At 71.6% G+C, this 21,666-nt stretch carries 22 protein-coding genes; 15 read left to right on the top strand and 7 right to left on the bottom strand.

Going from position 1 to position 21,666, the window contains the following annotated elements; all coding sequences use genetic code 11:
- The first annotated feature begins 62 nt into the window (after positions 1–62).
- Complete coding sequence (locus BJ982_RS06415; RefSeq protein WP_184877504.1) at positions 63–911, top strand: dioxygenase family protein; 849 nt, start codon at positions 63–65, stop codon at positions 909–911.
- Between the two features lie 227 nt (positions 912–1,138).
- Here BJ982_RS06415 and BJ982_RS06410 read toward each other — a convergent pair whose 3' ends face one another.
- The gene (locus tag BJ982_RS06410; RefSeq protein WP_203959366.1) at positions 1,139–1,540 is read right to left on the bottom strand and encodes a ribosomal maturation YjgA family protein; all 402 of its coding nucleotides are present in this window, start codon (positions 1,538–1,540) and stop codon (positions 1,139–1,141) included.
- 222 nt (positions 1,541–1,762) lie between these two features.
- Here BJ982_RS06410 and BJ982_RS06405 point away from each other — a divergent pair, with 222 nt between their 5' ends.
- Complete coding sequence (locus BJ982_RS06405) at positions 1,763–2,197, top strand: hypothetical protein (protein WP_184877500.1); 435 nt, start codon at positions 1,763–1,765, stop codon at positions 2,195–2,197.
- Here BJ982_RS06405 and BJ982_RS06400 read toward each other — a convergent pair.
- Positions 2,194–3,147, bottom strand: a complete 954-nt coding sequence (locus BJ982_RS06400; protein ID WP_184877498.1) for a methyltransferase domain-containing protein — start codon at positions 3,145–3,147, stop codon at positions 2,194–2,196. The genes BJ982_RS06405 and BJ982_RS06400 overlap by 4 nt on opposite strands.
- 409 nt (positions 3,148–3,556) lie before the next feature.
- Here BJ982_RS06400 and BJ982_RS06395 point away from each other — a divergent pair, with 409 nt between their 5' ends.
- A complete protein-coding gene (locus BJ982_RS06395) occupies positions 3,557–4,450 on the top strand; it encodes a DMT family transporter (RefSeq protein WP_184877496.1) in 894 nt (297 codons plus the stop codon).
- Positions 4,447–5,325 carry a DMT family transporter gene (locus BJ982_RS06390; RefSeq protein WP_184877494.1) on the top strand — a complete coding sequence of 293 codons (879 nt, stop codon included), beginning with the start codon at positions 4,447–4,449 and terminating at the stop codon, positions 5,323–5,325. The genes BJ982_RS06395 and BJ982_RS06390 overlap by 4 nt, the downstream gene beginning before the upstream one ends.
- Here BJ982_RS06390 and BJ982_RS06385 read toward each other — a convergent pair.
- Positions 5,237–6,406 (bottom strand): MGDG synthase family glycosyltransferase, encoded by a 1,170-nt coding sequence (locus tag BJ982_RS06385; RefSeq protein ID WP_239123446.1) that lies wholly within the window; start codon positions 6,404–6,406, stop codon positions 5,237–5,239. The genes BJ982_RS06390 and BJ982_RS06385 overlap by 89 nt on opposite strands.
- On the opposite strand from BJ982_RS06385, the gene BJ982_RS06380 reads away from it, so the two are divergent.
- The 8 genes from BJ982_RS06380 (at position 6,400) to hpnH (ending at position 15,167) form a co-directional block, all read left to right on the top strand.
- Complete coding sequence (locus tag BJ982_RS06380) at positions 6,400–7,221, top strand: polysaccharide deacetylase family protein (protein ID WP_239123445.1); 822 nt, start codon at positions 6,400–6,402, stop codon at positions 7,219–7,221. The two genes, BJ982_RS06385 and BJ982_RS06380, sit on opposite strands and share 7 nt — an antisense overlap.
- 100 nt (positions 7,222–7,321) lie before the next feature.
- A complete protein-coding gene (hpnC, locus tag BJ982_RS38440) occupies positions 7,322–8,227 on the top strand; it encodes a squalene synthase HpnC (protein WP_203959365.1) in 906 nt (301 codons plus the stop codon).
- Positions 8,228–8,230: 3 nt separating this feature from the next.
- Positions 8,231–9,088, top strand: a complete 858-nt coding sequence (gene hpnD, locus BJ982_RS38435) for a presqualene diphosphate synthase HpnD (RefSeq protein WP_203959364.1) — start codon at positions 8,231–8,233, stop codon at positions 9,086–9,088.
- A complete protein-coding gene (gene hpnE / locus BJ982_RS06370) occupies positions 9,085–10,407 on the top strand; it encodes a hydroxysqualene dehydroxylase HpnE (protein WP_184877492.1) in 1,323 nt (440 codons plus the stop codon). The genes hpnD and hpnE overlap by 4 nt, the downstream gene beginning before the upstream one ends.
- Positions 10,404–11,417 carry a polyprenyl synthetase family protein gene (locus BJ982_RS06365; RefSeq protein ID WP_184877490.1) on the top strand — a complete coding sequence of 338 codons (1,014 nt, stop codon included), beginning with the start codon at positions 10,404–10,406 and terminating at the stop codon, positions 11,415–11,417. Before hpnE ends, BJ982_RS06365 begins: the two co-directional genes overlap by 4 nt.
- Entirely contained in the window at positions 11,417–13,435 is a 2,019-nt protein-coding gene (gene shc, locus BJ982_RS06360; RefSeq protein WP_184877488.1) for a squalene--hopene cyclase, read from the top strand. The genes BJ982_RS06365 and shc overlap by 1 nt, the downstream gene beginning before the upstream one ends.
- Positions 13,432–14,166, top strand: coding sequence for a phosphorylase family protein (locus BJ982_RS06355; protein WP_184877486.1), 735 nt, complete (start codon positions 13,432–13,434; stop codon positions 14,164–14,166). Before shc ends, BJ982_RS06355 begins: the two co-directional genes overlap by 4 nt.
- A complete protein-coding gene (gene hpnH, locus BJ982_RS06350; RefSeq protein WP_184877484.1) occupies positions 14,163–15,167 on the top strand; it encodes an adenosyl-hopene transferase HpnH in 1,005 nt (334 codons plus the stop codon). Before BJ982_RS06355 ends, hpnH begins: the two co-directional genes overlap by 4 nt.
- Before the next feature lie 79 nt (positions 15,168–15,246).
- Here hpnH and BJ982_RS06345 read toward each other — a convergent pair whose 3' ends face one another.
- Positions 15,247–15,984, bottom strand: a complete 738-nt coding sequence (locus tag BJ982_RS06345; RefSeq protein ID WP_184877482.1) for an SDR family NAD(P)-dependent oxidoreductase — start codon at positions 15,982–15,984, stop codon at positions 15,247–15,249.
- A gap of 197 nt (positions 15,985–16,181) precedes the next feature.
- Between BJ982_RS06345 and BJ982_RS06340 the strand changes: the two genes are divergently transcribed.
- Both BJ982_RS06340 and BJ982_RS06335 read left to right on the top strand, forming a co-directional pair.
- Positions 16,182–17,795: a GmrSD restriction endonuclease domain-containing protein gene (locus BJ982_RS06340; protein WP_184877480.1), complete on the top strand. Its 1,614-nt coding sequence runs from the start codon at positions 16,182–16,184 to the stop codon at positions 17,793–17,795.
- Complete coding sequence (locus BJ982_RS06335; RefSeq protein ID WP_184877478.1) at positions 17,792–18,982, top strand: type II toxin-antitoxin system HipA family toxin; 1,191 nt, start codon at positions 17,792–17,794, stop codon at positions 18,980–18,982. Before BJ982_RS06340 ends, BJ982_RS06335 begins: the two co-directional genes overlap by 4 nt.
- 81 nt (positions 18,983–19,063) lie before the next feature.
- Here BJ982_RS06335 and BJ982_RS06330 read toward each other — a convergent pair whose 3' ends face one another.
- From BJ982_RS06330 to BJ982_RS06320, 3 genes are read right to left on the bottom strand one after another with little or no spacing between them, the layout of a single operon-like run.
- Positions 19,064–19,342, bottom strand: a complete 279-nt coding sequence (locus BJ982_RS06330) for a hypothetical protein (protein ID WP_184877476.1) — start codon at positions 19,340–19,342, stop codon at positions 19,064–19,066.
- Positions 19,339–19,791 (bottom strand): hypothetical protein, encoded by a 453-nt coding sequence (locus BJ982_RS06325; protein ID WP_184877474.1) that lies wholly within the window; start codon positions 19,789–19,791, stop codon positions 19,339–19,341. The genes BJ982_RS06330 and BJ982_RS06325 overlap by 4 nt, the downstream gene beginning before the upstream one ends.
- Positions 19,788–20,144: a hypothetical protein gene (locus tag BJ982_RS06320; protein WP_184877472.1), complete on the bottom strand. Its 357-nt coding sequence runs from the start codon at positions 20,142–20,144 to the stop codon at positions 19,788–19,790. Before BJ982_RS06320 ends, BJ982_RS06325 begins: the two co-directional genes overlap by 4 nt.
- A 188-nt stretch (positions 20,145–20,332) precedes the next feature.
- Between BJ982_RS06320 and BJ982_RS06315 the strand changes: the two genes are divergently transcribed.
- On the top strand, positions 20,333–21,655 hold the full coding sequence (locus BJ982_RS06315) for a helix-turn-helix domain-containing protein (protein WP_184877470.1): 1,323 nt from the start codon (positions 20,333–20,335) through the stop codon (positions 21,653–21,655).
- The last annotated feature ends 11 nt before the right edge of the window (positions 21,656–21,666 follow it).

Raw genomic sequence — 21,666 nt, 5'->3', positions numbered from 1 at the left:
GGGTTCTCCGCGGTAACACTCGCTGTCAATTTGGTACCAGCACCTACAAGGAGGGACCCCCCATGGAAGAGGAAAAGCCGCGCGGGATCACCCGCAAGACCTTGTTGAAGGCGGCGCTCATCGGCGCCCCCGTCCCGCTCATCGCGGGCAAGGTCGCGCACGCCTCTCTCGCCCGTGACGTCGTGGCGGCCGGTGGCACCACCCTGAGCCCCACGCCGTACAACTGCGACCCGGGCGACGCCCCCACCATCGCCCAGACCGAGGGCCCGTACTTCAAGCCGGGCTCGCCGCAGCGCAGCACGATCCCGGGTAGCGGCACCCCCTTGGTGGTCAGCGGCTTCGTCTTCGGAATCAACTGCCAGCCGCTCGCCAACGTGCTGCTGGACTGGTGGCAGGCGGACACCAACGGCAACTATGACAACGTCACGTACAACCAGCGCGGTCACTTCTACACCGACGCCAACGGGGCCTACAAGCTGACCACGATCGTGCCGGGCCTCTACCCGGGCCGTACGCGGCACCTCCACGTCAAGCTGCAGGCGCCCAACCGGCCGATCCTGACCACGCAGCTCTACTTCCCGGGCGAGCCGCGCAACAGCACCGACACCATCTACGACCCCCGCCTGCTGATGACCGTCAGCGGCAGCAACCCCAAGCAGGGGTCGTACGACTTCGTGCTCAACGTCGCGGGCCCGACCCCGAGCCGGACACCGACCCCCACGCCGACCAGGTCGAACACGCCCTCCCCCAGCCCGTCCACCGGGACCACCACCTGGGCGGCGTGGAAGAACTACAACGCCGGCGACACGGTCCTGTACAGCGGTTCCACCTACCGGTGCCTCCAGTCGCACACCGCCCTGCCGGGCTGGGAGCCGCCGAACGTGCCGTCCCTGTGGCAGCGCGTGGGCTGACCTCAAGCCCCAGTGAGAATCCCTGATCTCACTGGTCAGAGCACGGCCACCGCGTGATCGGCAGTGTTGTGTGGACACCCCCGAGGATCACACGGTGGCCGTGCCGCACCACCGGAGATCTCCTGCGTCTCCGGGGGTCTCCTGACGAGCAGGACTTTCGCAGCGTTCGATTCGCGGGCCCCGGTTTCCGCAGACCGGGGCCTTTCGCATGCGGCGGCACCTCCAGGTCACGCGCGGCGGCGCGCCCGTGCGGCCAGATGAACCAGGAACGCGACGGCCGCCCCGGCCGCGTACCAGAACAGGTCGGGCGCGTTGAAGGTCGAACCCAGCACCAGCCGCGCCAGCGCGCTGTGCCGGGACAGCTCCGCCGGAATGCCGGTGACCTGCGCGAACTCGATGGCCCAGCTCACGGCCAGCGCCACGGCGCTCGCGGTCACCGGTCTCGCCCGCGGCGCCACGAGGACGACCAGCCCGTAGATCATCACCGTGTAGAGGGCGTCCCCGGCGTACTTGGCGACATCTCCCATGCCGAGGGCCCGGACCGCCAGCCCCGCCGCGACCGTCGCCGCCACGGCGCCGGCCGCCGCCAGACGCGCCCGCGTGCCCTCACGTCGTCCGGCCCTCGTCACGCCGCGCATTGTACGGTTCCGCGCCGGGGACGGAGAAACTCCGAGAAACCACCGCGCCCCGCCGGCCTGGGGCGCGGTACGGTGTGAGGCCGAGGCGGCCTGTCATGCTTCACGGGCGGATCGTGAAGATGTCATGGGTTGACCAAGTATGTTGACATCATCAACTGATTCTCGGCAACACGAGTCTGGTAATCGGCGGACGCAGCACTTAGCGTTTCGTCCATGAGCGATCTGTCACCGATGGGGCAGGCGTTGGCGGAGGACGTCTACCTCATTTTACGACTGGTCGGACTTCCGCGTTATACCACTGGATGTTCCAGTGGATTCGACGCCCACCTCGACCACGACGCGGTCCGGGTGATCTGGCGCATGAACGAGTGCGCGAAAACGGCGCTCGGCGCGATGACGAGCCGTATTCAGAACGGAAGCCAGTCAATTGACGCGCTGGAACGCCATGTCGTCGTTTCGATGCACCGCACGATAGCCGAAATACTTCTCGAATTCGGCTACACCCTCATGGTCCTGGAGCCGCCCCTCGAAGAGCAGACATCGCCGTCCGTGTCCGTGATCGACGGTCCCAACGTCGCCGAGGCGATCCGCGCGGCGATTCCCTGTGAGATCAGCTCCCTTTCGCAGGACGACGGCGAGCCCGCCTAGCGGGAACGGCGGAGGACGGGCGCTTCTCGCTCCGGTCGTTTCTCGCCGACGGCCACCAGCGCCACCCGGGGAATCTCCGCCACCCAGTCCGGGCCGTCGCGGAAGACGGCCGGCCCCTCCATGTCGAGAAGGTGGCCGGAGAGCAGGGCGCGGGCCTCGGCGGCCGAGCTCCTGCGCAGGACGAGCGGGTCGTGGACGCGGTGCACCCTGATCGCGTCGAGGCCGCTGAGCGCGAGGCACCGCTCCATGTCGGCGGCGGTGAGACGCGGATGGGGGTGGCCCACCGCGACCGGGCGGCGCGCGCCCCCGGAGGGCCGCGGCGCGGCAGGGGAGGCGTCCTCGAAATCGTGGATGACCAGCCTGCCTCCGGGGCGCAGGACGCGGGCCGCCTCCCGGCAGACGGGCAGCCGGTCCGCCTCGGGGATCCGGTGCGTGCCGTACGCCAGGAGCACCGCGTCGACGGCCTCGTCTCGCATGAACAGGAACCGCGCCCGCTGGCGCACGGCGGGAAGGCCCGCGCGCAGCGCCTCGATCACCATCTCGCCCGCCACGTCGCTGGTGATGACGGCGTGCCCGGCCTGGGGGGCCATGGTCGCGAAGACCTGGGCGAGCACGCCGTCCCCGCCTAGCGGGTCGAGGACGTTCCAGCCGCGCGGGACGCGCTCGGGGGAGGTGACGCCCGCGGCGAGGGTGAAGAGCGCGCGCATTCCGTGGGCCCTGGCCATCGGGTCGCGCTGGGCGTGGCGTCCGAGGTCTCCCCTGGGGTTCGCGCCGTTCGTGGGCCCGCCGCGAGCCGGCCGCGGCAGGGATTCGAGCGCGTCGGCGCCGCCCGTCCTGTCGAACCAGAGCACGCGGGCGAAGGCGGGAAAGCGGTCCTCGATGAAATCGAGATAATCTCCGAGGGAGAGGCCGGGAAGATAGGGCCGTCGCCGTAACGCCTTGGTGGTCACGAGCTTTCCCTGTTATTCAAGCCCGATATGACGAACACTTCCTATCAGCCTGTCGAGCGACATGTCAACGCCGGTGATCTGGGAATAAGGCCGTGTGGCGCGGGGAGTGGATCAAGGCCGTCTGGACGATTCCCGGTATGTCCTGCGCGTTCCTGATATCGATCTCGGGAAATGTCCGGTATGTACGTGAGGAATGTCTACCGATACCGGTCAAGAACCTCCGGAAGCGGGCCTTCCGCCGGCCCAATTACGGCACGGTCGCCTCAACGGGAAGGTCCGCCGGCCGGCGCGGGCCGCCCGCGACACCCTCGTCCGTGGCGACCGGCCCGGCCAACAAGGTCACGCGGGGTCCATCGCATACGCTGACCTGGGCGGATACCGATAGGGGCGTGTATCGGAGGGGGCTTACGTGACCGTCTGGCTTTCCCTGGCCGCGGCCTGCCTGCTGGGCCTCGGCTTCGTCGCGCAGCAGCACGCCGCCTACAACGAGCCGCTGAGCGAGGTGCTGCACCCGCGGCTGCTCCTGGACCTGCTGCGCATGCCCCTGTGGCTCGTGGGCATCGGCCTGATGTTCTGCGGCCAGGTCCTCGGCGCGGTCGCGCTCGGCCGGGCCAGCGTCTCGTGGGTGGAGCCGCTCCTGGCCACGAACCTGCTGTTCGCGCTCATCGCCGCGCACGTGGTCTACAAGCAGCACTTCAACCTGGCCGAATGGCTCGGCGCGGTGCTGGTGTGCGGCGGGGTGGCCCTGTTCCTCTTCTTCGGCCGGCCCCAGGAGGCCAGGGTCGCCGACCCCGCCGATCCCCTGTCCTGGCGGTGGCTCGCGATGATCCCCGCCGCCGCGCTGTCCGCCCTGCTCGTCATGTTCGCGGTCCGGGCGTCGCTACAGGTCAAGGCCATGCTGCTCGCCGCCGCCGCGGGGGTTCTCTACGGCATGCAGGACGTGCTCACGCACAGCGCGCTCGCCGTGTTCGGCGGCGGGCTCGGCGCGCTGCTGCGCACCTGGCAGCCGTACGCCATACCCGGCGTCGCGGTGGTCGGCCTGTTCCTCAACCAAAGCGCGTTCGACGCCGCTCCGCTGCGCGTCTCGCTGCCGGCCACCACCGCCGCCGAGCCGGTCACCGGCATCGTCCTCGGCATCGTGGTCTTCTCGGAGCGGTTGCAGGTGACGGCCGTCGCGCTCGCGGCCGAAGTGGTGGGGCTGATCGCGATGGTCACCGGCATCCTGCTCCTCGGCCGGTCGCCGTTCCTCGCCAAACCCGGCGAAGCCGGGCATCCACGCCACGCCCGGCGGAGACCGTCATGATCGCCGTGGCCCTCGCCGTGTTCGCGGCGGCGAGCAACGCGCTCGCCTCCGTGCTGCAGCGCCGCGCGGCGCGGGAGGTGCCCGAGCAGAAGGCGTTCCGGCTCGCCCTGATCCTCGACCTGATCCGCCGCCCGGTGTGGCTCCTCGGCATCGTCGCGCTGATCTCCGGGTTCGCCTTCCAGGCCGCCGCCCTGTCGATGGGCGCGCTCGCGCTGGTCCAGCCGACCCTCGTGGTCGAGCTGCCGTTCACCATGCTGCTCATCGCCTGGATGTTCGGCATCAAGCTGGACACGCGCTCGTGGCTGGCGGTGGCGATGATGACCGTCGGCCTGGTGACGTTCCTGCTCAGCGCCGCGCCCGGCCCCGGTCAGCACGCGCCGGACTCGGCGCGCTGGCTGACGACCACCTTCATCACCGTGGGCACGGTCATCGGGCTCGTCATGGTGGCACGGCTCATGCCCGGCGTCGGGCGGGCCGTCGCGCTCGGCATCGCCGCCGGCATCGGCTTCGCGTTCACGGCCACGTTCATGAAGGAGAGCACCACCATCTTCGACACCGACGCCGCGGTCCTCTTCCGCTCCTGGGAGCTGTACGCGATGGTGTTCACGGGGTTGTGCAGCCTGTTCCTGCTGCAGAACGCGCTGCAGAGCGGGCCGCTGGTCGCCGCACAGCCGGCGCTCACCATCAGCGACCCGGTGTCGAGCATCCTGTACGGCACCCTGCTGTTCGGTGAGTACGTCAGGACCGGGGGGTGGGTGGTCCTGGAGGCGGCCGGCATCGGCCTGATCATCTACGGGAGCTTCCTTCTGTCCCAGTCGCCCCCCATCCGGGCGCAGGCGCGGGCGGCGAGAGGGCAGGCGCAGGAAGGGGCATGATCAGCGAATCCGCGGGCGGTGAGCCGAACAGCGCCAGGGCGCGCTCCCGCCGGTCCCCGAGATCGTCGAGGGCGCGCAGGAGGTCCGCGCCGCGGCGGGCGTGAGCGCTCACCCCCGCCCGCGCCATCGCCAGCGCGCCGTCGCGGCCGTGCCCGGCGATCGGCAGGTACGAGACCACGGGCAGCCCGGCCGCGAACGCCTCCTCGCAGGTCAGCCCGGCCGCGTTGTCCACGAGCGCGTACGCGGCGGCCATGAGCTCGGGCAGGTCGTCGCGCCAGCCGAGCGCGATGCCCGCGCCGCGCACCGCCAGCCGCCGGCGCAGGGCGTCGTTGCCCGCGCACAGGACCACCGGCGTGTACCTGCCCGAACGCGCCAGGAGCCGCGCCGTCCGCTCCACCCGGCCGACCCCCCACGAACCACTGGAGATCAGCACCAGCCGATCCCCCTCCCGCGCGCCGATCCGCCTCCGCACCCCCGCGGGCCCGTTCCGCCTCGTCCCGCTCAAGGCCCCAGCTCCCTCCGCACGGGTGGCCGCGGGCCGGAACTCCGGGCGTACGACCGGGGCGCAGGGGGACGCGGGCCTGCCGGTCGCGGCCGTGATGGGCCCGGCCGCGGCCGGGTCCGGGCACAGGTACCGGTCGTTGCCCGGGTGCAGCCACATCCGGTGCACGGCGAAGTCGGTGACCAGCACCGTGCTGCGCGCCCGCAGCAGGCCCCGCTCCCGGAGCAGCCCCGCCATCTGGGCGGCCAGGTGGAAGGTCGAGACGACCTCGTCGCAGCCGCGCGGCCCCGGCAGGCGGACCAGCCGCGCCGCGCCGAGCGCGGCGAGCGGCGAGGACGAGGGGCCCCGTTTGCCGGTGAAGAAGACCTGGTAGATGACCTCGTAGAGCCAGGGAGCCCGCCTGATCGCCCACTGGTACCAGCCGCGCAGCAGCGGTCCGAGCCGGAACGGCAGCACCTGGAGGACATCGATGACCTCGACCTCGGCCCCGCGCGCGGCGAGCCGCCCGGCCAGCTCCACGGCGACGCCGTCATGGCCCGCCCCCATGCCCGCGCTCAGGATCACCACCCGCCGTGTCACGGTGCGCCTCGCCTGATCCGGCGGCCCGCGCCGGCACCGGACCGGCCGTCCGGGTCCTGCTGGCGCTGGGCGGGGCGGTCGCCGTGCACGCCGGGCCCGCGGCCACGTGGCTGCCCGTGGTGCGCCGGCTGCTGCCCGGGCTCGCGGGGGTCGGCGGCGCCGGGCGCGTCGCGCTGACCTTCGACGACGGCCCCGACCCCGCCTCCACGCCGCGCTTCCTCGACGAGCTGCGGCGGCTCGGCTGCCTGGCCACGTTCTTCGTGCTCGGCGAGATGCTCGAACGCCACCCCGAGCTGGGGCGGCGCGTCGTCGCCGAGGGGCACGAGATCGCCGTGCACGGCTGGCGTCACGACAACGCCCTCGTCATGCGGCCGGGCCGCGCCACGCGCGAGATCGCCGACGCGTGCGCGCTGGTCCGCGCGGTCACCGGCACGCGCCCGGCCTGGTACCGGCCGCCGTACGGCGTGCTCAGCGCCGAGACGCTGGCCGCGGCGCGGGCGTGCGGGCTGCGCCCGGTGCTGTGGACGGCCTGGGGCCGGGACTGGACGGCCACGGCGAGCCCCGCCTCGGTGCTGGCCGCGCTGGCCCCCGGCCTGCGGGGCGGCGCCACCCTGCTGCTGCACGACTCCGACCACACCTCGGCCCCCGGATCCTGGCGGGCGGCGCTCGGCGCGCTGCCCGAGCTGGTGGGCCGCTGCCGCTCCCTGGGCCTGCGCCCCGGGCCGCTGCGCGACCACGGCGTCGTACGCCGTCACGGCCGCCCGGTGACCGTTGCCGTCACTCCTCTCCGGGCCGCTGTTTCCCTAAAGGCGTGATCGTGCCAACGCTCCCTATGGGAACGACGGGCCGCGCCGCCCCTTTACCGGCGGCGCGGCCCCATTTCTGCGGGCCGTAAATTTATCGCAGCGGGAGGCAATGGCTGCCGTTGAGCAGGGCTTTCCTCGTTTGGTGAGGTCTGCGGGCGGAAATTCCGTAGCGGTGTCAGCGCGGCAGGACGGCAAACTCGACGTCGTATCGGGGGTCACCGGTGAAAATTTTCCGGTGGCCTTACGGTTACTGCCGCGCGCGTGTCGCGGGCACCTTCTCGCGGTTTACGGATTCGCACGCTTCGTCGATGACGCGGGCGACGAGGCAAAGCCCGGCGATCGGATGTGGCTGCTCGACCTCGTCGATTCCGACCTGGACCGCCTCTACGCGGGCGCGACCCCCTGCCTTCAGGCCGTCCGCGCCCTCGCGCCCACCGTGACGGCGTGCGCGATCCCGGCCGAACCGCTCAGGAAGCTGGTGCGGGCCAACCGGCGCGACCAGGTCGTCACCCGCTACGACACCTTCGAGGAACTGCTCGGCTACTGCGAGCTGTCGGCCAACCCGGTCGGGCACCTCGTGCTGCACGTCTTCGGCCAGGCCACGCCGGAGCGCATGGCGCTGGCGGACCGGGTGTGCTCGGCGCTGCAGGTCGTCGAGCACTGCCAGGACGTCGGCGAGGACCACCGGCGCGGCCGGGTCTACCTGCCCGCCAAGGACCTGCACGACCACGGTTGCGCCGAGGCGGACCTGGCCGGGACCACCACCCCGGAGGCGCTGCGCCGGGTGCTCGCCGTGCAGACGTCCCGGGCCGCGCGGCTGCTGGACGAAGGCCGTCCGCTGGTCGCCGCGCTCACCGGGCCCGCGCGCCCGGCCGTGGCCGGCTACATCGCGGGCGGCCTCGCCACGATCGCGGCGCTGCGCCGCGCCGGCCACGACGTGCTCGGCCGCGCCGTGCGCCCGCGCCGTGCCCGGTGGCTGGCGTCCTGGCTCCGACTACTAGCGAAGGAGAGGTGAGGGGTGAGCGTCGCCCTCGCGTACCGCCGCTGCGAGCGGATCGTCCGCGTACAGGCCAGGAACTTCTCCTACGGCATCCGCCTGCTGCCCGCCCCCAAGCGCCGGGCGCTCAGCGCCGTGTACGCCTTCGCCCGCCGCATCGACGACATCGGCGACGCCGACGGCCCCGCCGCCGAGCGCCTGGCCCGCCTGTCCGAGGCGCGCGCCGCGCTCCTGGCGGCACGCCCCGGCCAGGACGACCTGGTCCTGGTGGCGCTGCTGGACGCCGCCCGCCGCTTCCCCATCCCGCTGCGGGCGTTCGAGGAGCTGATCGACGGCTGCGCCGCCGACGTGCGCGGCACGGCCTACGAGGGCTTCGACGACCTGCTCACCTACTGCCGGTGCGTCGCCGGGTCCGTCGGGCGGCTGTCGCTCGGCGTCTTCGGCGCCGAGGACCAGGAGGCGGCCACGCCGCTCGCCGACGCCCTCGGCGTGGCGCTGCAGATCACCAACATCCTGCGGGACGTCCGCGAGGACCGGCTGGCCGGGCGCGTGTACCTGCCCGCCGAGGACCTCGAACGCTTCGGCTGCACGCTCGCCCTGGACTCCTCCGGCGCGTTCACCGACCCGCCGCACCGCCTGGCCGCGCTGATCCGGTTCGAGGCGGACCGGGCCCGCGAGTGGTACCACCGCGGCATGCGGCTGCTGCCCCTGCTCGACCGGCGCAGCGCCGCCTGCACCGCGGCCATGGCCGGCATCTACCGCACCCTGCTCGAACGCATCGCGGCCCACCCCACGCGGGCGGTGGCCGGCAGGTCCTCGCTGCCGGCGTGGGAGAAGGCGATGGTGGCGGCGCGGGCGCTCGCCGGGGCGGGCCGATGAGGCCGGTCGCGATCGTCGGCGGCGGCCTGGCGGGCATCGCCGCCGCCGTGGCCCTCGGCGAGGCGGGGCTGCCGGTGACGCTGTACGAGGCGCGTCCCCGGCTGGGCGGCGCCACCCACTCCTTCCCGCGCGACGGGCTCACCGTGGACAACGGCCAGCACGTGTTCCTGCGCTGCTGCACCGCCTACCGGGGACTGCTCGCCCGCATCGCCGCCCCCGGCGACGTCCACCTCCAGGACCGCTTCGACGTCCGCGTCCTCACCCCGTCCGGGCGCGCGGGACGGCTGCGCCGCGCCGCGCTCCCCGGCCCGTTCCACCTGGCCCCCGCGATCGCCGCCTACGGGCTCCTGCGACCGGCCGACCGGCTGCGCGCCCTCCGCGCGTCCGTCGCGCTGACCCGCCTGGACCCGGCCGACCCGGCGCTGGACAGGGTCACCCTCGGCGCCTGGCTCGCCGGCCACGGCCAGCGCGCCCGCGCCCGCGAGGCGCTGTGGGACCTGTTCACGGTGGCGGCGCTCAACGTCCCGAGCGAGGAGGCGTCGCTGGCCCCGGCCGTCAAGGTGTTCAGAACGGCCCTGCTCGGCCGGGCAGGCGCGGCCGACATCGGCGTGCCCGCCGTCCCCCTCGGCGAGCTGCACGGCACGCGCGCCATGGCCGCCATCGCCGCGCGCGGCGGCGAGGTGCGCCTGTCGGCCAAGGTCACGGCCGTCGAGGCCGGCCCCGCAGTGGTCGTGGGCGGGGAAAGGGTCGCCGCGTCCGCCGTCATCGTCGCCACGCCGCACGAGCAGGCCGCCAAGCTGACCCCGCACGAGGCCGCGCCCGACCGGGAGGACTGGAGCGGCCTCGGGGCCGGCCCCATCGTCAACGTGCACGCCGTCTTCGACCGGCGGATCACCGACCTGCCGTTCGCCGCCGTCGTCGACTCCCCGGTGCAGTGGATCTTCGACAAGACCCGCGTCGCCGGGCTGACCCGCGGCCAGTACCTCGCCGTCTCGGTCTCCGCCGCCGCCCGGTGGATCGACGCGCCGGTCGCCAAGCTCCAGGCCGAGTTCGTCCCCGCCCTCGAACAGCTCTTCCCCGCGCGGCGCGACGCGCGGCTCGTCGACTTCTTCGTCACCCGGGAGCGTCGCGCCACCTTCCAGCAGAGCCCTGGCAGCGGATCTCTCCGCCCACGGGCCGCCACCCGGTGGCCCGGCCTCTACCTCGCCGGCGCGTGGACGAACACGGGCTGGCCCGACACCATGGAGGGCGCCGTGCGCAGCGGACTCGACGCGGCCCGCCTCGTCAGGCGGCATCTACGGCAGTGGGTCCCCTCGTGACCCCGGTGGTCCCGGCGGCGGTGGAGGCCGCGCGCGGGCTGGTCGAGCCGGTGCTGCGGGAGGCGGTCGCGCGGCTCGACCCGATCACGGCGCGGGTCGCCGCCTACCACTTGGGCTGGGCGGACGCCTCCGGACGCGCGGCCTCCCACGGCGGCAAGGCGCTGCGCCCCGCGCTCGCCGTCCTGTCGGCCAGGGCCGCGGGCGGCGACGCCGCGCAGGGGGCCGTGGCCGGGGCCGCGGTGGAGCTCGTGCACGCGTTCTCGCTGCTCCACGACGACATCATGGACGGCGACCGCACCCGCAGGCACCGCCCCGCCGCGTGGACGGTGTTCGGCGAGGCCGAGGCGATCCTCGCGGGCGACGCCCTGCTCGCGCTGGCCGGGGAGGTGCTGGTCGAACGGGAGGGTCCGGGCTTCGTGGGCGCGGCCCGCGCGCTCGGCCGCGCCACCCGCGGCCTCATCGCGGGACAGGGGCTGGACCTGGCGTTCGAGCGGCGCGACGACGTGTCCCTCGACGAGTGCCTGGAGATGTCGGCGCGCAAGACCGGCGACCTGCTGGCGTGCGCCTGCTCCATCGGCGCCACCGCCGTGGCGGGCCCGGCGCCGCTGGTCTCGGCCCTGGCCGCGTTCGGCGCGGAGGCGGGGCTGGCCTTCCAGCTCGCCGACGACCTGCTCGGCATCTGGGGCAGCCCCGAGGCGACCGGCAAGCCGGTGCTGTCGGACCTGCGGGCCCGCAAGAAGAGCCTGCCCGTCGTCGCCGCCCTCACCGGCGGCGCCCCGGCGGCCGTCCACCTGGCCCGCCTGTTCGCCCGGCCCGATCCCCTCTCCGAGGAGGACCTGCGGACCGCCGCGCGCCTGGTCGAGGAGGCGGGCGGCAGGGACTGGGCCGAGACCGAGGCCAAACACCGGCTCGACGCCGCCGGACGCCACCTCGCCGACGCCGGCATGCCCGCCGACGTCCGCGCCGACTTCCTGGACATCGTCCTGTTCCTCACCGGCAGGGACCGCTGATGACCACCGTCGACGTCGACCTGCCCGCCTCCAGCGCCGGGCTCGCCCTCGGCGCGGCCTGCGACCACCTGATCGGACTGCGCTCGCCGCAGGGGTGGTGGAAGGGCGAACTGCAGACCAACGTCACCATGGACGCCGAGGACCTGCTGCTGCGGGAGTTCCTCGGCATCCGCGGCGAGGAGGACACCGCCGGGGCGGCGCGGTGGATCCGCGCCGAGCAGCGCGCCGACGGCACCTGGGCCAACTTCCACGGCGGCCCGCCCGAGCCGTCCACCACGGTCGAGGCGTACGCCGCGCTGCGTCTCGCGGGCGACCCGCCCGAGGCGCCGCACATGCGCGCCGCCGCCGCCTACGTCCTGCGCGCGGGCGGCATCGAGGCGACCCGTGTGTTCACCCGCGTCTGGCTGGCCCTGTTCGGCCAGTGGCGGTGGGAGGACCTGCCCGCGCTGCCGCCCGAGCTGGTGTACCTGCCGCCCTGGTTCCCGTTCAACGTGTACGACTGGGGGTGCTGGGCCCGGCAGACCATCGTCCCGCTCACCATCGTGCGCGCGCACCGGCCCGTGCGCCCGTTGCCGTTCGACCTGGACGAGCTGCGCACCGGACGGCCCGTGCGGCGTGAGGCGCGCACGGGCTGGGAGAGGGCCTTCGCCGCGCTGGACCACGTGCTGCGCCGGTACGAGCGGGCGCCGCTGAAGGGCACGCGCGCGGCGGCGCTGCGGCGCGCCGCCGAGTGGATCGTCGCCCGGCAGGAGCCGGACGGCTCCTGGGGAGGCATCCAGCCGCCCTGGGTGTACTCGCTGATCGCCCTCAACCTGTCCGGCTACGACGTCGACCACCCCGTCATGCGCAAGGGCATCCAGGGGCTCGACCGGTTCACGATCAGGGACGGCGAGAAGCGCAGGCTGGAGGCGTGCCAGTCCCCGGTGTGGGACACCGCGCTCGCGGTCAACGCGCTGCTGGACGCCGGAATCCCCGCCGAGGACCCGGCCATCGTCCAGGCCGCGGACTGGCTGATCGGCGAGGAGGTCAAGGGGCCGGGCGACTGGGCCGTGCGGCGGCCGGGCCTACCGCCCGGCGGGTGGGCGTTCGAGTTCGACAACGACGGCTACCCCGACACCGACGACACCGCCGAGGTCGTCCTGGCCCTGCGCCGCACCGGACGCCCCGGCGCGCGCGAGGCCGTCGACCGCGGGGTGCGGTGGATGGCGGGCATGGTGTCCCGCGACGGCGGCTTCGCGGCCTTCGACGCCGACAACACCCGCGCGCTCATCACGCGGCTGCCGTTCTGCGACTTCGGCGCGGTCATCGACCCGCCGTCCGCCGACGTCACCGCGCACGTCGTCGAGGCGCTCGCCCACGAGGGGTACGGGCGGACCCGGCTGCTGCGGCGCGCGGTCGTCTGGCTGCTCAAGGCGCAGGAGGCGGACGGCTCCTGGTTCGGACGCTGGGGCGCCAACCACGTGTACGGCATCGGCGCCGTGGTCCCCGCGCTGGTCGCGGCCGGCGTGCGCCCGGAGAGCGCCTGCGTGCGGCGCGCGGTCGCCTGGCTGCGCGACCACCAGAACGAGGACGGCGGCTGGGGGGAGGACCTGCGGTCCTACGCCGACCCGGCGTGGATCGGGCGCGGGGCCTCCACCGCGTCGCAGACCGCCTGGGCGCTGCTCGCCCTGCTCGCCGCGGGCGAACGCTCGGAGGTCGTGGACCGGGGCGTGCGATGGCTCGTGGAGACCCAGCGGCCGGACGGCACCTGGGACGAGCCGTACTTCACCGGCACCGGATTCCCCGGCGACTTCTACATCAACTACCACCTCTACCGGCTGGTCTTCCCGATCAGCGCCCTCGGCCGCTACCTGGCGGCCCGCGAGCGGGAGAGCGACCTGGCCACCCACGGCGGGGAGAGCTACCTGGCCGCCCGCGAGAGCGACGGCTTCCTGGAGGCGCGCGAGGAGGACGGCTTCCTGGCCGACCGCGAGGAGGACGGCTTCCTGGCTGCCCATGAGGGGGACGGCGCCCCATGACCCGCCTCCTGGTCTGCGCCGCGCTCGCCCTCGAAGCCAGGGCCCTGCGTCACGGCCTCACCGCCGTGCCGCCATCGGGCGTGGACGCGCGCGTGATCAAGACCGGCATGGGCCCGCGCCGGGCCGCACGCGCCGGGTGCCTGCTGCCGCCGTACGACGCGCTGGCCGTGGCCGGGTTCGGCGGCGCGCTCGACGCGGCCCTGCGGCCCGGGGACGTCGTGGTGGCCGACGAGGTGCGGTTCGGCGCGCACGCCCACCCCTGCGCGTCCGCGTCCCTGCTGGCCAGGGAACTCACGCGGGCCGGGCTGCGCGTCCGCGTCGGGCCGCTGCTGACCATCGGCCACGTGGTGCGCGAGACCGAGCGCCGCCGCCTCGCCGCGACCCGCCGCCCGGCCCCCGTGCCCGGCCTTCCCCTCGCCCCCGTACCCGGCCCCCGCGGGGCCTCCTCACCCGGCCGGGACGTGGCCCTCGCCGTGGACATGGAGGCCGGGCCGCTCGCCGAGGCGGCCGGGGGACGCCCGGTGGCCGCGGTGCGCGTCGTCGTGGACGGCCCGGGGACGCCGCTGCTCGGCCTCGCCACCCTGCGCGCGGGCCTCACCGCGCGCCGCGCGCTCCGCCTCGTCGGCCCCGCCCTCACCCGGTGGGCGCGCGCCGTGGAACAGGCAGGGACTCGGCCCGGCAGGGCCGAGGACGACATTCCGATACCGCCTCCCGGGGAGGTGCTGTCATGACGATCCCGTTTCGCCAGAGCCTGCGCGTGGGCGGCTACATACTTGGCCAGAAGCTGCGGCGGCGCGCCAAGTTCCCGCTCCTGGTCGAGCTGGAGCCGCTGTTCGCCTGCAACCTGGCGTGCGCCGGCTGCGGCAAGATCCAGCATCCCGCCGACGTGCTGAAGCGGCGCATGCCCGTCGACCAGGCCGTCGCGGCCGTCGAGGAGAGCGGCGCCCCCATGGTCTCCATCGCGGGCGGCGAACCGCTCATGCACCCCCAGATCGGGGAGATGGTGCGCCGGCTCGTCGAGCGCAAGAAGTACGTCTACCTGTGCACCAACGCCGTGCTGATCCCGAGGAAGATCGACCAGTTCACGCCGTCGCGGTACTTCGCCTGGACCGTCCACATCGACGGCCTGCGCGAGCGCCACGACGCGTCGGTGTGCAAGCAGGGCGTCTTCGACGAGGCGGTGGCCGCGGTCCGCGAGTGCCGCCGCCGCGGCTTCCGGGTCACGACGAACACCACCTTCTACAGCGGCGACTCACCGCAGACCGTCATCGACGTGCTCAACTACCTCAACGACGACCTGGCCGTGGACCAGATGATGATCTCACCGGCCTACGCCTACGAGAAGGCCCCGGACCAGGAGCACTTCCTCGGCGTGGCCGAGATCCGCGCCCTGTTCAGGAAGGCGTTCGCGGGCGGCAACCGCCGCAGGTGGCGCTTCAACCACTCGCCGCTGTTCCTGGACTTCCTCGAAGGGAAGGTCGACTTCCCCTGCACCGCCTGGGCCATACCGTCGTACTCCCTGTTCGGCTGGCAGCGCCCGTGCTACCTGATGTCGGACGGCTACGCCCGCACGTACCGGGAACTGGTGGAGGACACCGACTGGAACGCCTACGGCCGCGGCCGCGACCCGCGCTGCGCCAACTGCATGGCCCACTGCGGCTACGAACCCACCGCCATCTTCGCCACCCTGAGCTCCCTGAAGGAATCACTCCGCGCCATCCACGCCCGCTGACCGCCCCCGCGCAACGGCCGGTCCTGGCGGGCCGGTCTCTCGTGCTGGTCTTGGTGCGCCGGACCCGCCGTCGGCCTGGTCACCCGAGGCGTCCGGCGAGCCCTCGGTACAGGCCGGGCAGGGAGCCCCGCAGCCGCGCCGGGACCCTGAGCCAGCCGGGGACGTACGACTCGGCGCGCCCGCGTTCGACGGCTCTCAGGACGCAGCGCGCTACCCGTTCCGGAGGGATCGGCGGCGGCCAGCGGCGGTCGTACGGGGCGCCGCGCCGCAGGAAGAACGGCGTGTCCACCACACCGGGGACGATCACCGAGACTCCGACGCCCGGGACCGCGCGCAGCTCCTGCCGCAGCGCCTCCGCGAACACGATGAGCCCGGCCTTTGCCGCCGAGTACACCGCCTCGCGCCCGACCCCGACCGCGCCCGCGATCGAGGCCACGAAGACGACGTGTCCACGCCCGGCCTCGATCATCCGGGGCAGCAGGAGCCGCGTCAGATGGATCGGCGCCGCGAGGTTGACCGCCACTAGCTCGTCCACCCGGCCCGGCGCCATCTCGACCAAGGGCCCCGCCCATCCCGCCCCGGCGTTGTTGACGAGCACATCGACGTTCCCTGCACACCCGGCGAGCAGCTCGCCGTCCGCGGTGACATCGGAGACGACGGCCAGCCCTCCGGTCTGTGCGGCCACGGCCTCCAGCCGCTCCCGATCCCGCCCGGCGACGACCACCTTGGCCCCGGCCCCGGCCATCACCCGCGCGACCGCCGCACCGACCCCGGACGATCCCCCCGTGATCAGCACCCGCGCCCCGGCCACCCTCATGACCGCAGGCTATGGTCTACCCCTCCGGAACGCTGGCACCAGACCTGGGCGTGGCGCGACCCGAATCGGGCGGCCACTGGACCCCCTCTGAGACGACCGCTCACCGTGGCCGGGGCGGCCCCGACACACTATGTATTCGGTTCGCTACGCAATCAGCTACGGCATACGATGGCCTGTGCACGAGGAAAGGAGGCGGGATGCCCGCGACCACCCACTCCACGGTCTTCCAGGCGAAGGTGGGCAGCCTCGTGGAATGGGTATTGTCGGGCGAAATTCGGATTCCCGCTTTTCAGCGATCCTATCGATGGCGACGCGATGACGTGCTGCTGCTGTTCGACAGCATTCTGCGTGGCTATCCAATCGGAACTCTGCTCATGTGGCGGCGACCAGCAGGCCCTGCCACGCTCGACGTGGGTCCGCTCGTCATCCATGCGGCCGAAAGTCCGTATGCCATGTGGGTGGTGGACGGACAGCAGCGCATCACCAGTTTGGTCGGCGCGCTCGCTGCCCCGCCTGACACCGTCGATCCACGTTTTCGCGTCTTCTACGATCTTGCAGAGGACCGGTTCGTCTCGGCGGGAAGGCGAAACCAGATTCCGGATCATTGGATGCCGGTTTCCCTGGCGCTGGACACCGTGCGACTTATCAGATGGCAGCATGAGCGTACCTGGCTCGGCGAAGACGCTGTTGCCCGCTGTCTCGCGGTCGCCGTGGCGATCCGGGACTACGCCGTGCCCGTGCACATCGTCGAAGGGGGCGATGAGGGCGCGGTCCAGGACATCTTCGACCGCATTAACACCTCTGGCAGGAGCTTGACCCGACCAGAGATATTCAATGCGCTGCGCAACGTGGCTGACCAGATGCAACCCTCGGATCTGCAGTCCCTTGCCGCATCAGTTCGAGGGTTCGGATTCGGTCCGATCCCCGAACGTGTCTTGATTCAGTCGGTGCTCATCGTCAACCGTGGCCGTCTCGCGCGTGATCAGAGCTTCGGATTCGGTGGCGAAGGTGAGCGACGTGCCGCGTTCAAAAAGACCGAGTACGCACTCGGCGGGGCCGTGGAGTTTCTTCGCGAGGTCGCAGGAATTCCACATGTGCGTTTGCTGCCCTATATGCTCTTCCTGGTGATCCTGGCAAGGTTCAACTCCGTATTCGGCTCGCCTGAAGGTAGGGCCGCTGAACTACTACGCCGATGGGTTTGGCGTGGCTCGGTGCTCGGGGTGGCGCCGCTGGGTGCCGCCAGGGCGCTGCGGCAGAACACCAGGGTCATTGACGGTGATCCGGTGGCCAGCGCCGATCGGCTGCTGCAGTTGCTGGATAAGAAAGTATGGCGAGCAGATCTCTCGGCGATAAAGCTCAATACGGCACAGGCCAAAGTGAATATTCTTGCCCTGCTCTCTCGTCATCCCCATGTGCTCGCCAGAGACGACGGTGGAATGGTCTTCGATACCGGGCCGGTCGACGCCTGGGCGCTCATGGACACGGACGGTAGTCCATTGGCTCGTCTGGCTTCCCATGACCTACCCTTGGCTGAAAGTATCGCCAACTGCTTCGTCCATCCACCCGCTGAAACGGCTCGGTCACTTCGGTGGCTTCTCGACGAGGCCAGCTATTCTGATTTTCAGAGTGCATTCCATAGTCATGTCATCGACCAGGTCGGCATACGTCTCTGGCGTGCGGGATCGGCTGAGGAGTTTCTGGCCCGGCGAGCGGAGCACGTGCGAGAACTGATCGAGTCCCACGTCCAGGAGAACGCATTGTTCGGTTTTCCCGACGGCCCCGGGCTCCCTCGCCTGGGTGGTGAGGAATGAAGAATCGCGCCGTCGCGCGCGTCCTGCTGGGCGAACGCGAGGTAGGGCTCCTCACCCAGCAGGCAGGCCGGGTTTCCTTCAGATATACCGATCGGGCGGTCGACCGGCCGGTCCTCGGATTGCGCTACGAGTACGATCCGCTGACGACCGAGAAGGGATACGGGGGCAGCGTGCCTCCGTGGTTCGCCAATCTTCTGCCGGAGAAGGGTTCAGGACTCCGGAGAATGATCATGTCCGAACTCGGTGTGAACTGGATGAGTGACTTCTCCCTGCTGGTCCATCTGGGTGAGGATCTGCCAGGTGCTGTCACGGTGCGCATGGACCAACCTCATGTGGACGAGGCTGTCGCCGAGGACACGGCCGCGACACCGGTTCCTGGAAAGCTGAGCTTCTCACTTTCCGGCATGCAGGTGAAGCTGTCGATGCGTAAGGTCGGCGACGAGTTCCGGTACGAGGGCGTCGGCGGTGACTGGATCGTCAAATTCCCGAGTACGCGGCTTCCCGCGCTTCCCGAGAACGAGTACGCCATCATGACCTGGCTGCGCCTCGCGGGGCTAGACGTCCCAGAGCACCGTCTGGTCGCCCCGGCCGACCTCAGGGAGATCCCTGCCGGCCTGATAAAGCCTGGTGAGCGCGCATATGCCATCAGGCGTTTCGATCGCGCCGCGAGGGCGCGGATCCACCAGGAGGACTTCGCACAGGTCTTCGGGCTTGCCCCCATACACAAGGATCGGGGGCGGGCCGAGGACATCGGTGAGCTGATCCAGAAAGAATGCCCGCAGGATCTGGCGGAGTTCGTGCGCCGGGTTGCGGCGTGCATCATCGTAGGCAATACCGACGAGCATATGAAGAACTGGTCCCTGCGCTACCCTGACGGCCGGACCCGGCGGCTTTCCCCCGCGTACGACGTTGTATCGGTAACCGCCTACGAGTTGTTCAGCACAGACACCCTGACCTTGCCGATTGGTGGGCAGCATGACACTCGGTACGTGACGTCGGACCATTTCCGTGGCTTCGCCGAGGCGGTCGGCGCGGACGCCGAGGCGGTTGCGCGAACTGCCCACGAGTCGGTGGCCGCGTTGGCCGACTCGTGGGCAGAAGTGCTTTCCGGCTGCCCGGTCCCTGATTTCGTAAGGGCACATGTGGAGACACGGTTGCGCACATTGCCGCTCATGAAAGGGCTCTGAAGCGCAGATATTCCTATGGCGAGCATGCGAAGGATGCCGCTCAGGAACTCGGTGTGCCTGTCGATCGCTCCGGCTGGGATGTCATCGGGCGCGGCCGAGGAGGAGGTGTTCCCACAGGTCGGCGAGGGGGGCGTAGCGGAGGCGCGGAGTTTGGTCGGTGTCGCCGCCGCGCGTGGCGCGCTCGACGTAGCCGCGACCGCCCGAGGTGATCAGGTAGTACACCAACGGCTTGCACGTGCAGGTCCAGCGCAGGACCTTGCGGCGATCCTCCGGGGGGAGCGCGGCCTGCCACGTGATCGGCCGGCAGTCGGGCTGGGGCGGGAGAACGTGCGGGCCGTGCCCGGCGGCGCCGTCGGTCAAGGACGCTCACCGACGTCCTCCCGCCCGCCGGTGACCACCGCGGCGCACTCCCGGCACATCAGCACGCCCGGCATCCAGATGACGCGGGACCGGGAGATGTCGGCGACGACGGCCACGACGCCGCATGCCGTGGTGGCACGGGTCCTGGGCACCGCCACCGTCCAGGGCACGGCGTGCTCGGTCAGCGAGCGGGCGACCAGCGCGACCGCGTGCAATTCGCCGTCCGTCGCGGCTGGGGCGGCCCCGTCGCCGGGGTCGGCACGGGCGTGCTCGGTGGGCTGGGCGGATCGGGCGGGATCGGCGGGTTGGGCGGCATCGGCGGGTTGGGCGGGCGCGGGGGGTTCGGGCGCGCGGCCGGCCGTCGTGGGCGGGAAGTGGCCTCCCACCGAGATCCGCGCGCCCGGCCCGAAGCCGTACGGGTCGGGCGGCTCCTCGCCGGAGGTCCTCATGCCGCCCACGCCCACGACAGACCTGGCCTTGCCGGGTCCAGCTCGGCTTCGCGCATCAGGTCGCGGAGTTCCTCGATCGTGGCGGCCTGGACCATCAGGGGTACCGGAGTGGACCAGACGGCGATGGCGGCGAACCGGCGGCTGCCCACGCCGTAGGTGACGAACCATCCCGGCTCCATCCGGTCGAGCAGCGCGGCGGCGGCACGCTCGGCCACGTCCCAGCGGCGGGGCGCGATCGGTACGGACGGGGCCCCGACGCGGTGCCGTCCTCTGTTCCGCCTCGCACGCCGGTACCAGCGGGGCGGCGGCGGGGCATCGGCTCCCCGGTGGACGCCGATCATTCCAGGCTTCATCTCAGGTCGTCCTCCACATTTCGGTCAGGGTCCTCCGGTGTTGTGCGCGCCGGGCGGGTCCGCTGTTTACCGGGTCTTTTCTCCGGTAGCGATGTCATAGTGGAAGAGCTTTGGGGAGGGACCAAGGCGAATCTTGATGGGAAGAGCCTTTCCATCAATCCATCACCGGGGAGTCGTCCATGTCGCGGATGAGCGATCAGGTCAAAGCGGATGAATCACCGTGGCGTCTGCTCGGTGCTTCCCTGCGTCATTGGCGGGTGGACGTTCGTGATCTTTCCCAGCGCGATCTGGCGAAAGCCGCATTCGTCGATCAAGGCGAACTGTCGAGGTGGGAGCGTGGCATCGCCCGGCCGCACCGCGATCACATCAAGGCCATCGATGATGTTTTGGGGGCCACTGGACAGATTGTGGCGCTTCACGCATTCGTGATAGAGCTTGCCCAATTTAGGGCGGGTACAGTGGTTGTCGATTCCTGTCCTCCAACGTGTGACGAGGTCGATGTGGAACGCCGTACTCTTCTCCAGCTTTTGGCCACGCTCGGCGCCGGAGCCCACATTCCCGCCTCCGCGATAGACGCCCTCCATTCGAGCCTGCCAAGGCTCACCGGCCAGTCCGCCGAGAACAGCGTGGAAGAATGGGAACAAATCGCATGGGATTACGCGCAAGGTGTCTGGACCGAACCGCCGGGTTCCCGGTTCGTCGATCTTGCAGGTGACATCCAGGCCCTGGAACAGCGACTCGCGCGGACGGTGGGCGACACGGAACGCGCGGATCTTCTCCGCGTCTACGCGCAGCTCACGGCGTTCATGGCCTTGGAGCTGGCGGACACCTCCAGCGCCCGCGCGTCCTGGCGCTCATGGCGAGCCGCCCGCTCGGCGGCGGACGCAGCCGGAGATGTCGAACTGCGCATGTGGATACGCGCCCGTGAGGCTTCTGAGTCGTTCTATCTCCGTCGTGGTGGGACGGTCGCGGACGACTTGATCGAGGAAGTCGTTCATCTCGCTCAGGGACGAGCGGGCCAGGGACTGGCCGAGGGCTTGAAGACTCGCGCTCGCATGCTCGCCTGTGCGGGCAGATCCGAAGACGCGCGTAAAGCGGTGACCGACCTCGACGACGTCTTCCAGCGACTGCCTACGGCCGTGACGAGCGATCACATCTCCGTCTGGGGTGTCTCGCTGGAGAGCGTCCAGTTCGCCCAGGCGTACGCGCTGACCGAGCTGGGTGATACGAAGGCGGCCATGCCCATGATCGAGCAGGCTTTCGCGGCATGTCCACGAGAGAAGGCCGGGGGAAGGGCGAACATGCACCTCGTCCAGGCTTGGGCGTTGGTCAGGGACCGCGAGGTCACCGAAGGACTTGATCACGCTCTTGACGTCACGAGACCAATGCCCGTCACTGCGGCACGCCGCAGGCTCGTCGGAGAGATCACCGGTGCGCTGCCCGAGAAGGCGCACGATCTCCCCGCCGCTCGTGAGCTCCGTGCCTTGGTGGCCGGGCGATCGTCGGCCTGACCGGCGACCCG

Origin of the sequence: Sphaerisporangium siamense (assembly GCF_014205275.1) — a bacterium.
Lineage (GTDB): Bacteria > Actinomycetota > Actinomycetes > Streptosporangiales > Streptosporangiaceae > Sphaerisporangium > Sphaerisporangium siamense.
The sequence above is the reverse complement of the archived record's forward strand: the minus strand, read 5'-3'. Positions and strand labels throughout refer to the sequence as shown.

What these genes read in the sequence shown, in the direction of transcription:
- BJ982_RS06415 (WP_184877504.1), top strand. Translation starts at nt 63, where the DNA reads ATGGAAGAGGAAAAGCCGCGCGGGATCACCCGCAAGACCTTGTTGAAG.
- BJ982_RS06405 (WP_184877500.1), top strand. Translation starts at nt 1,763, where the DNA reads ATGAGCGATCTGTCACCGATGGGGCAGGCGTTGGCGGAGGACGTCTAC.
- BJ982_RS06390 (WP_184877494.1), top strand. Translation starts at nt 4,447, where the DNA reads ATGATCGCCGTGGCCCTCGCCGTGTTCGCGGCGGCGAGCAACGCGCTC.
- hpnC (WP_203959365.1), top strand. Translation starts at nt 7,322, where the DNA reads ATGGCTGCCGTTGAGCAGGGCTTTCCTCGTTTGGTGAGGTCTGCGGGC.
- hpnE (WP_184877492.1), top strand. Translation starts at nt 9,085, where the DNA reads ATGAGGCCGGTCGCGATCGTCGGCGGCGGCCTGGCGGGCATCGCCGCC.
- shc (WP_184877488.1), top strand. Translation starts at nt 11,417, where the DNA reads ATGACCACCGTCGACGTCGACCTGCCCGCCTCCAGCGCCGGGCTCGCC.
- BJ982_RS06355 (WP_184877486.1), top strand. Translation starts at nt 13,432, where the DNA reads ATGACCCGCCTCCTGGTCTGCGCCGCGCTCGCCCTCGAAGCCAGGGCC.
- hpnH (WP_184877484.1), top strand. Translation starts at nt 14,163, where the DNA reads ATGACGATCCCGTTTCGCCAGAGCCTGCGCGTGGGCGGCTACATACTT.
- BJ982_RS06345 (WP_184877482.1), bottom strand. Translation starts at nt 15,984, where the DNA reads ATGAGGGTGGCCGGGGCGCGGGTGCTGATCACGGGGGGATCGTCCGGG.
- BJ982_RS06340 (WP_184877480.1), top strand. Translation starts at nt 16,182, where the DNA reads ATGCCCGCGACCACCCACTCCACGGTCTTCCAGGCGAAGGTGGGCAGC.
- BJ982_RS06335 (WP_184877478.1), top strand. Translation starts at nt 17,792, where the DNA reads ATGAAGAATCGCGCCGTCGCGCGCGTCCTGCTGGGCGAACGCGAGGTA.
- BJ982_RS06325 (WP_184877474.1), bottom strand. Translation starts at nt 19,791, where the DNA reads ATGAGGACCTCCGGCGAGGAGCCGCCCGACCCGTACGGCTTCGGGCCG.
- BJ982_RS06320 (WP_184877472.1), bottom strand. Translation starts at nt 20,144, where the DNA reads ATGAAGCCTGGAATGATCGGCGTCCACCGGGGAGCCGATGCCCCGCCG.
- BJ982_RS06315 (WP_184877470.1), top strand. Translation starts at nt 20,333, where the DNA reads ATGAGCGATCAGGTCAAAGCGGATGAATCACCGTGGCGTCTGCTCGGT.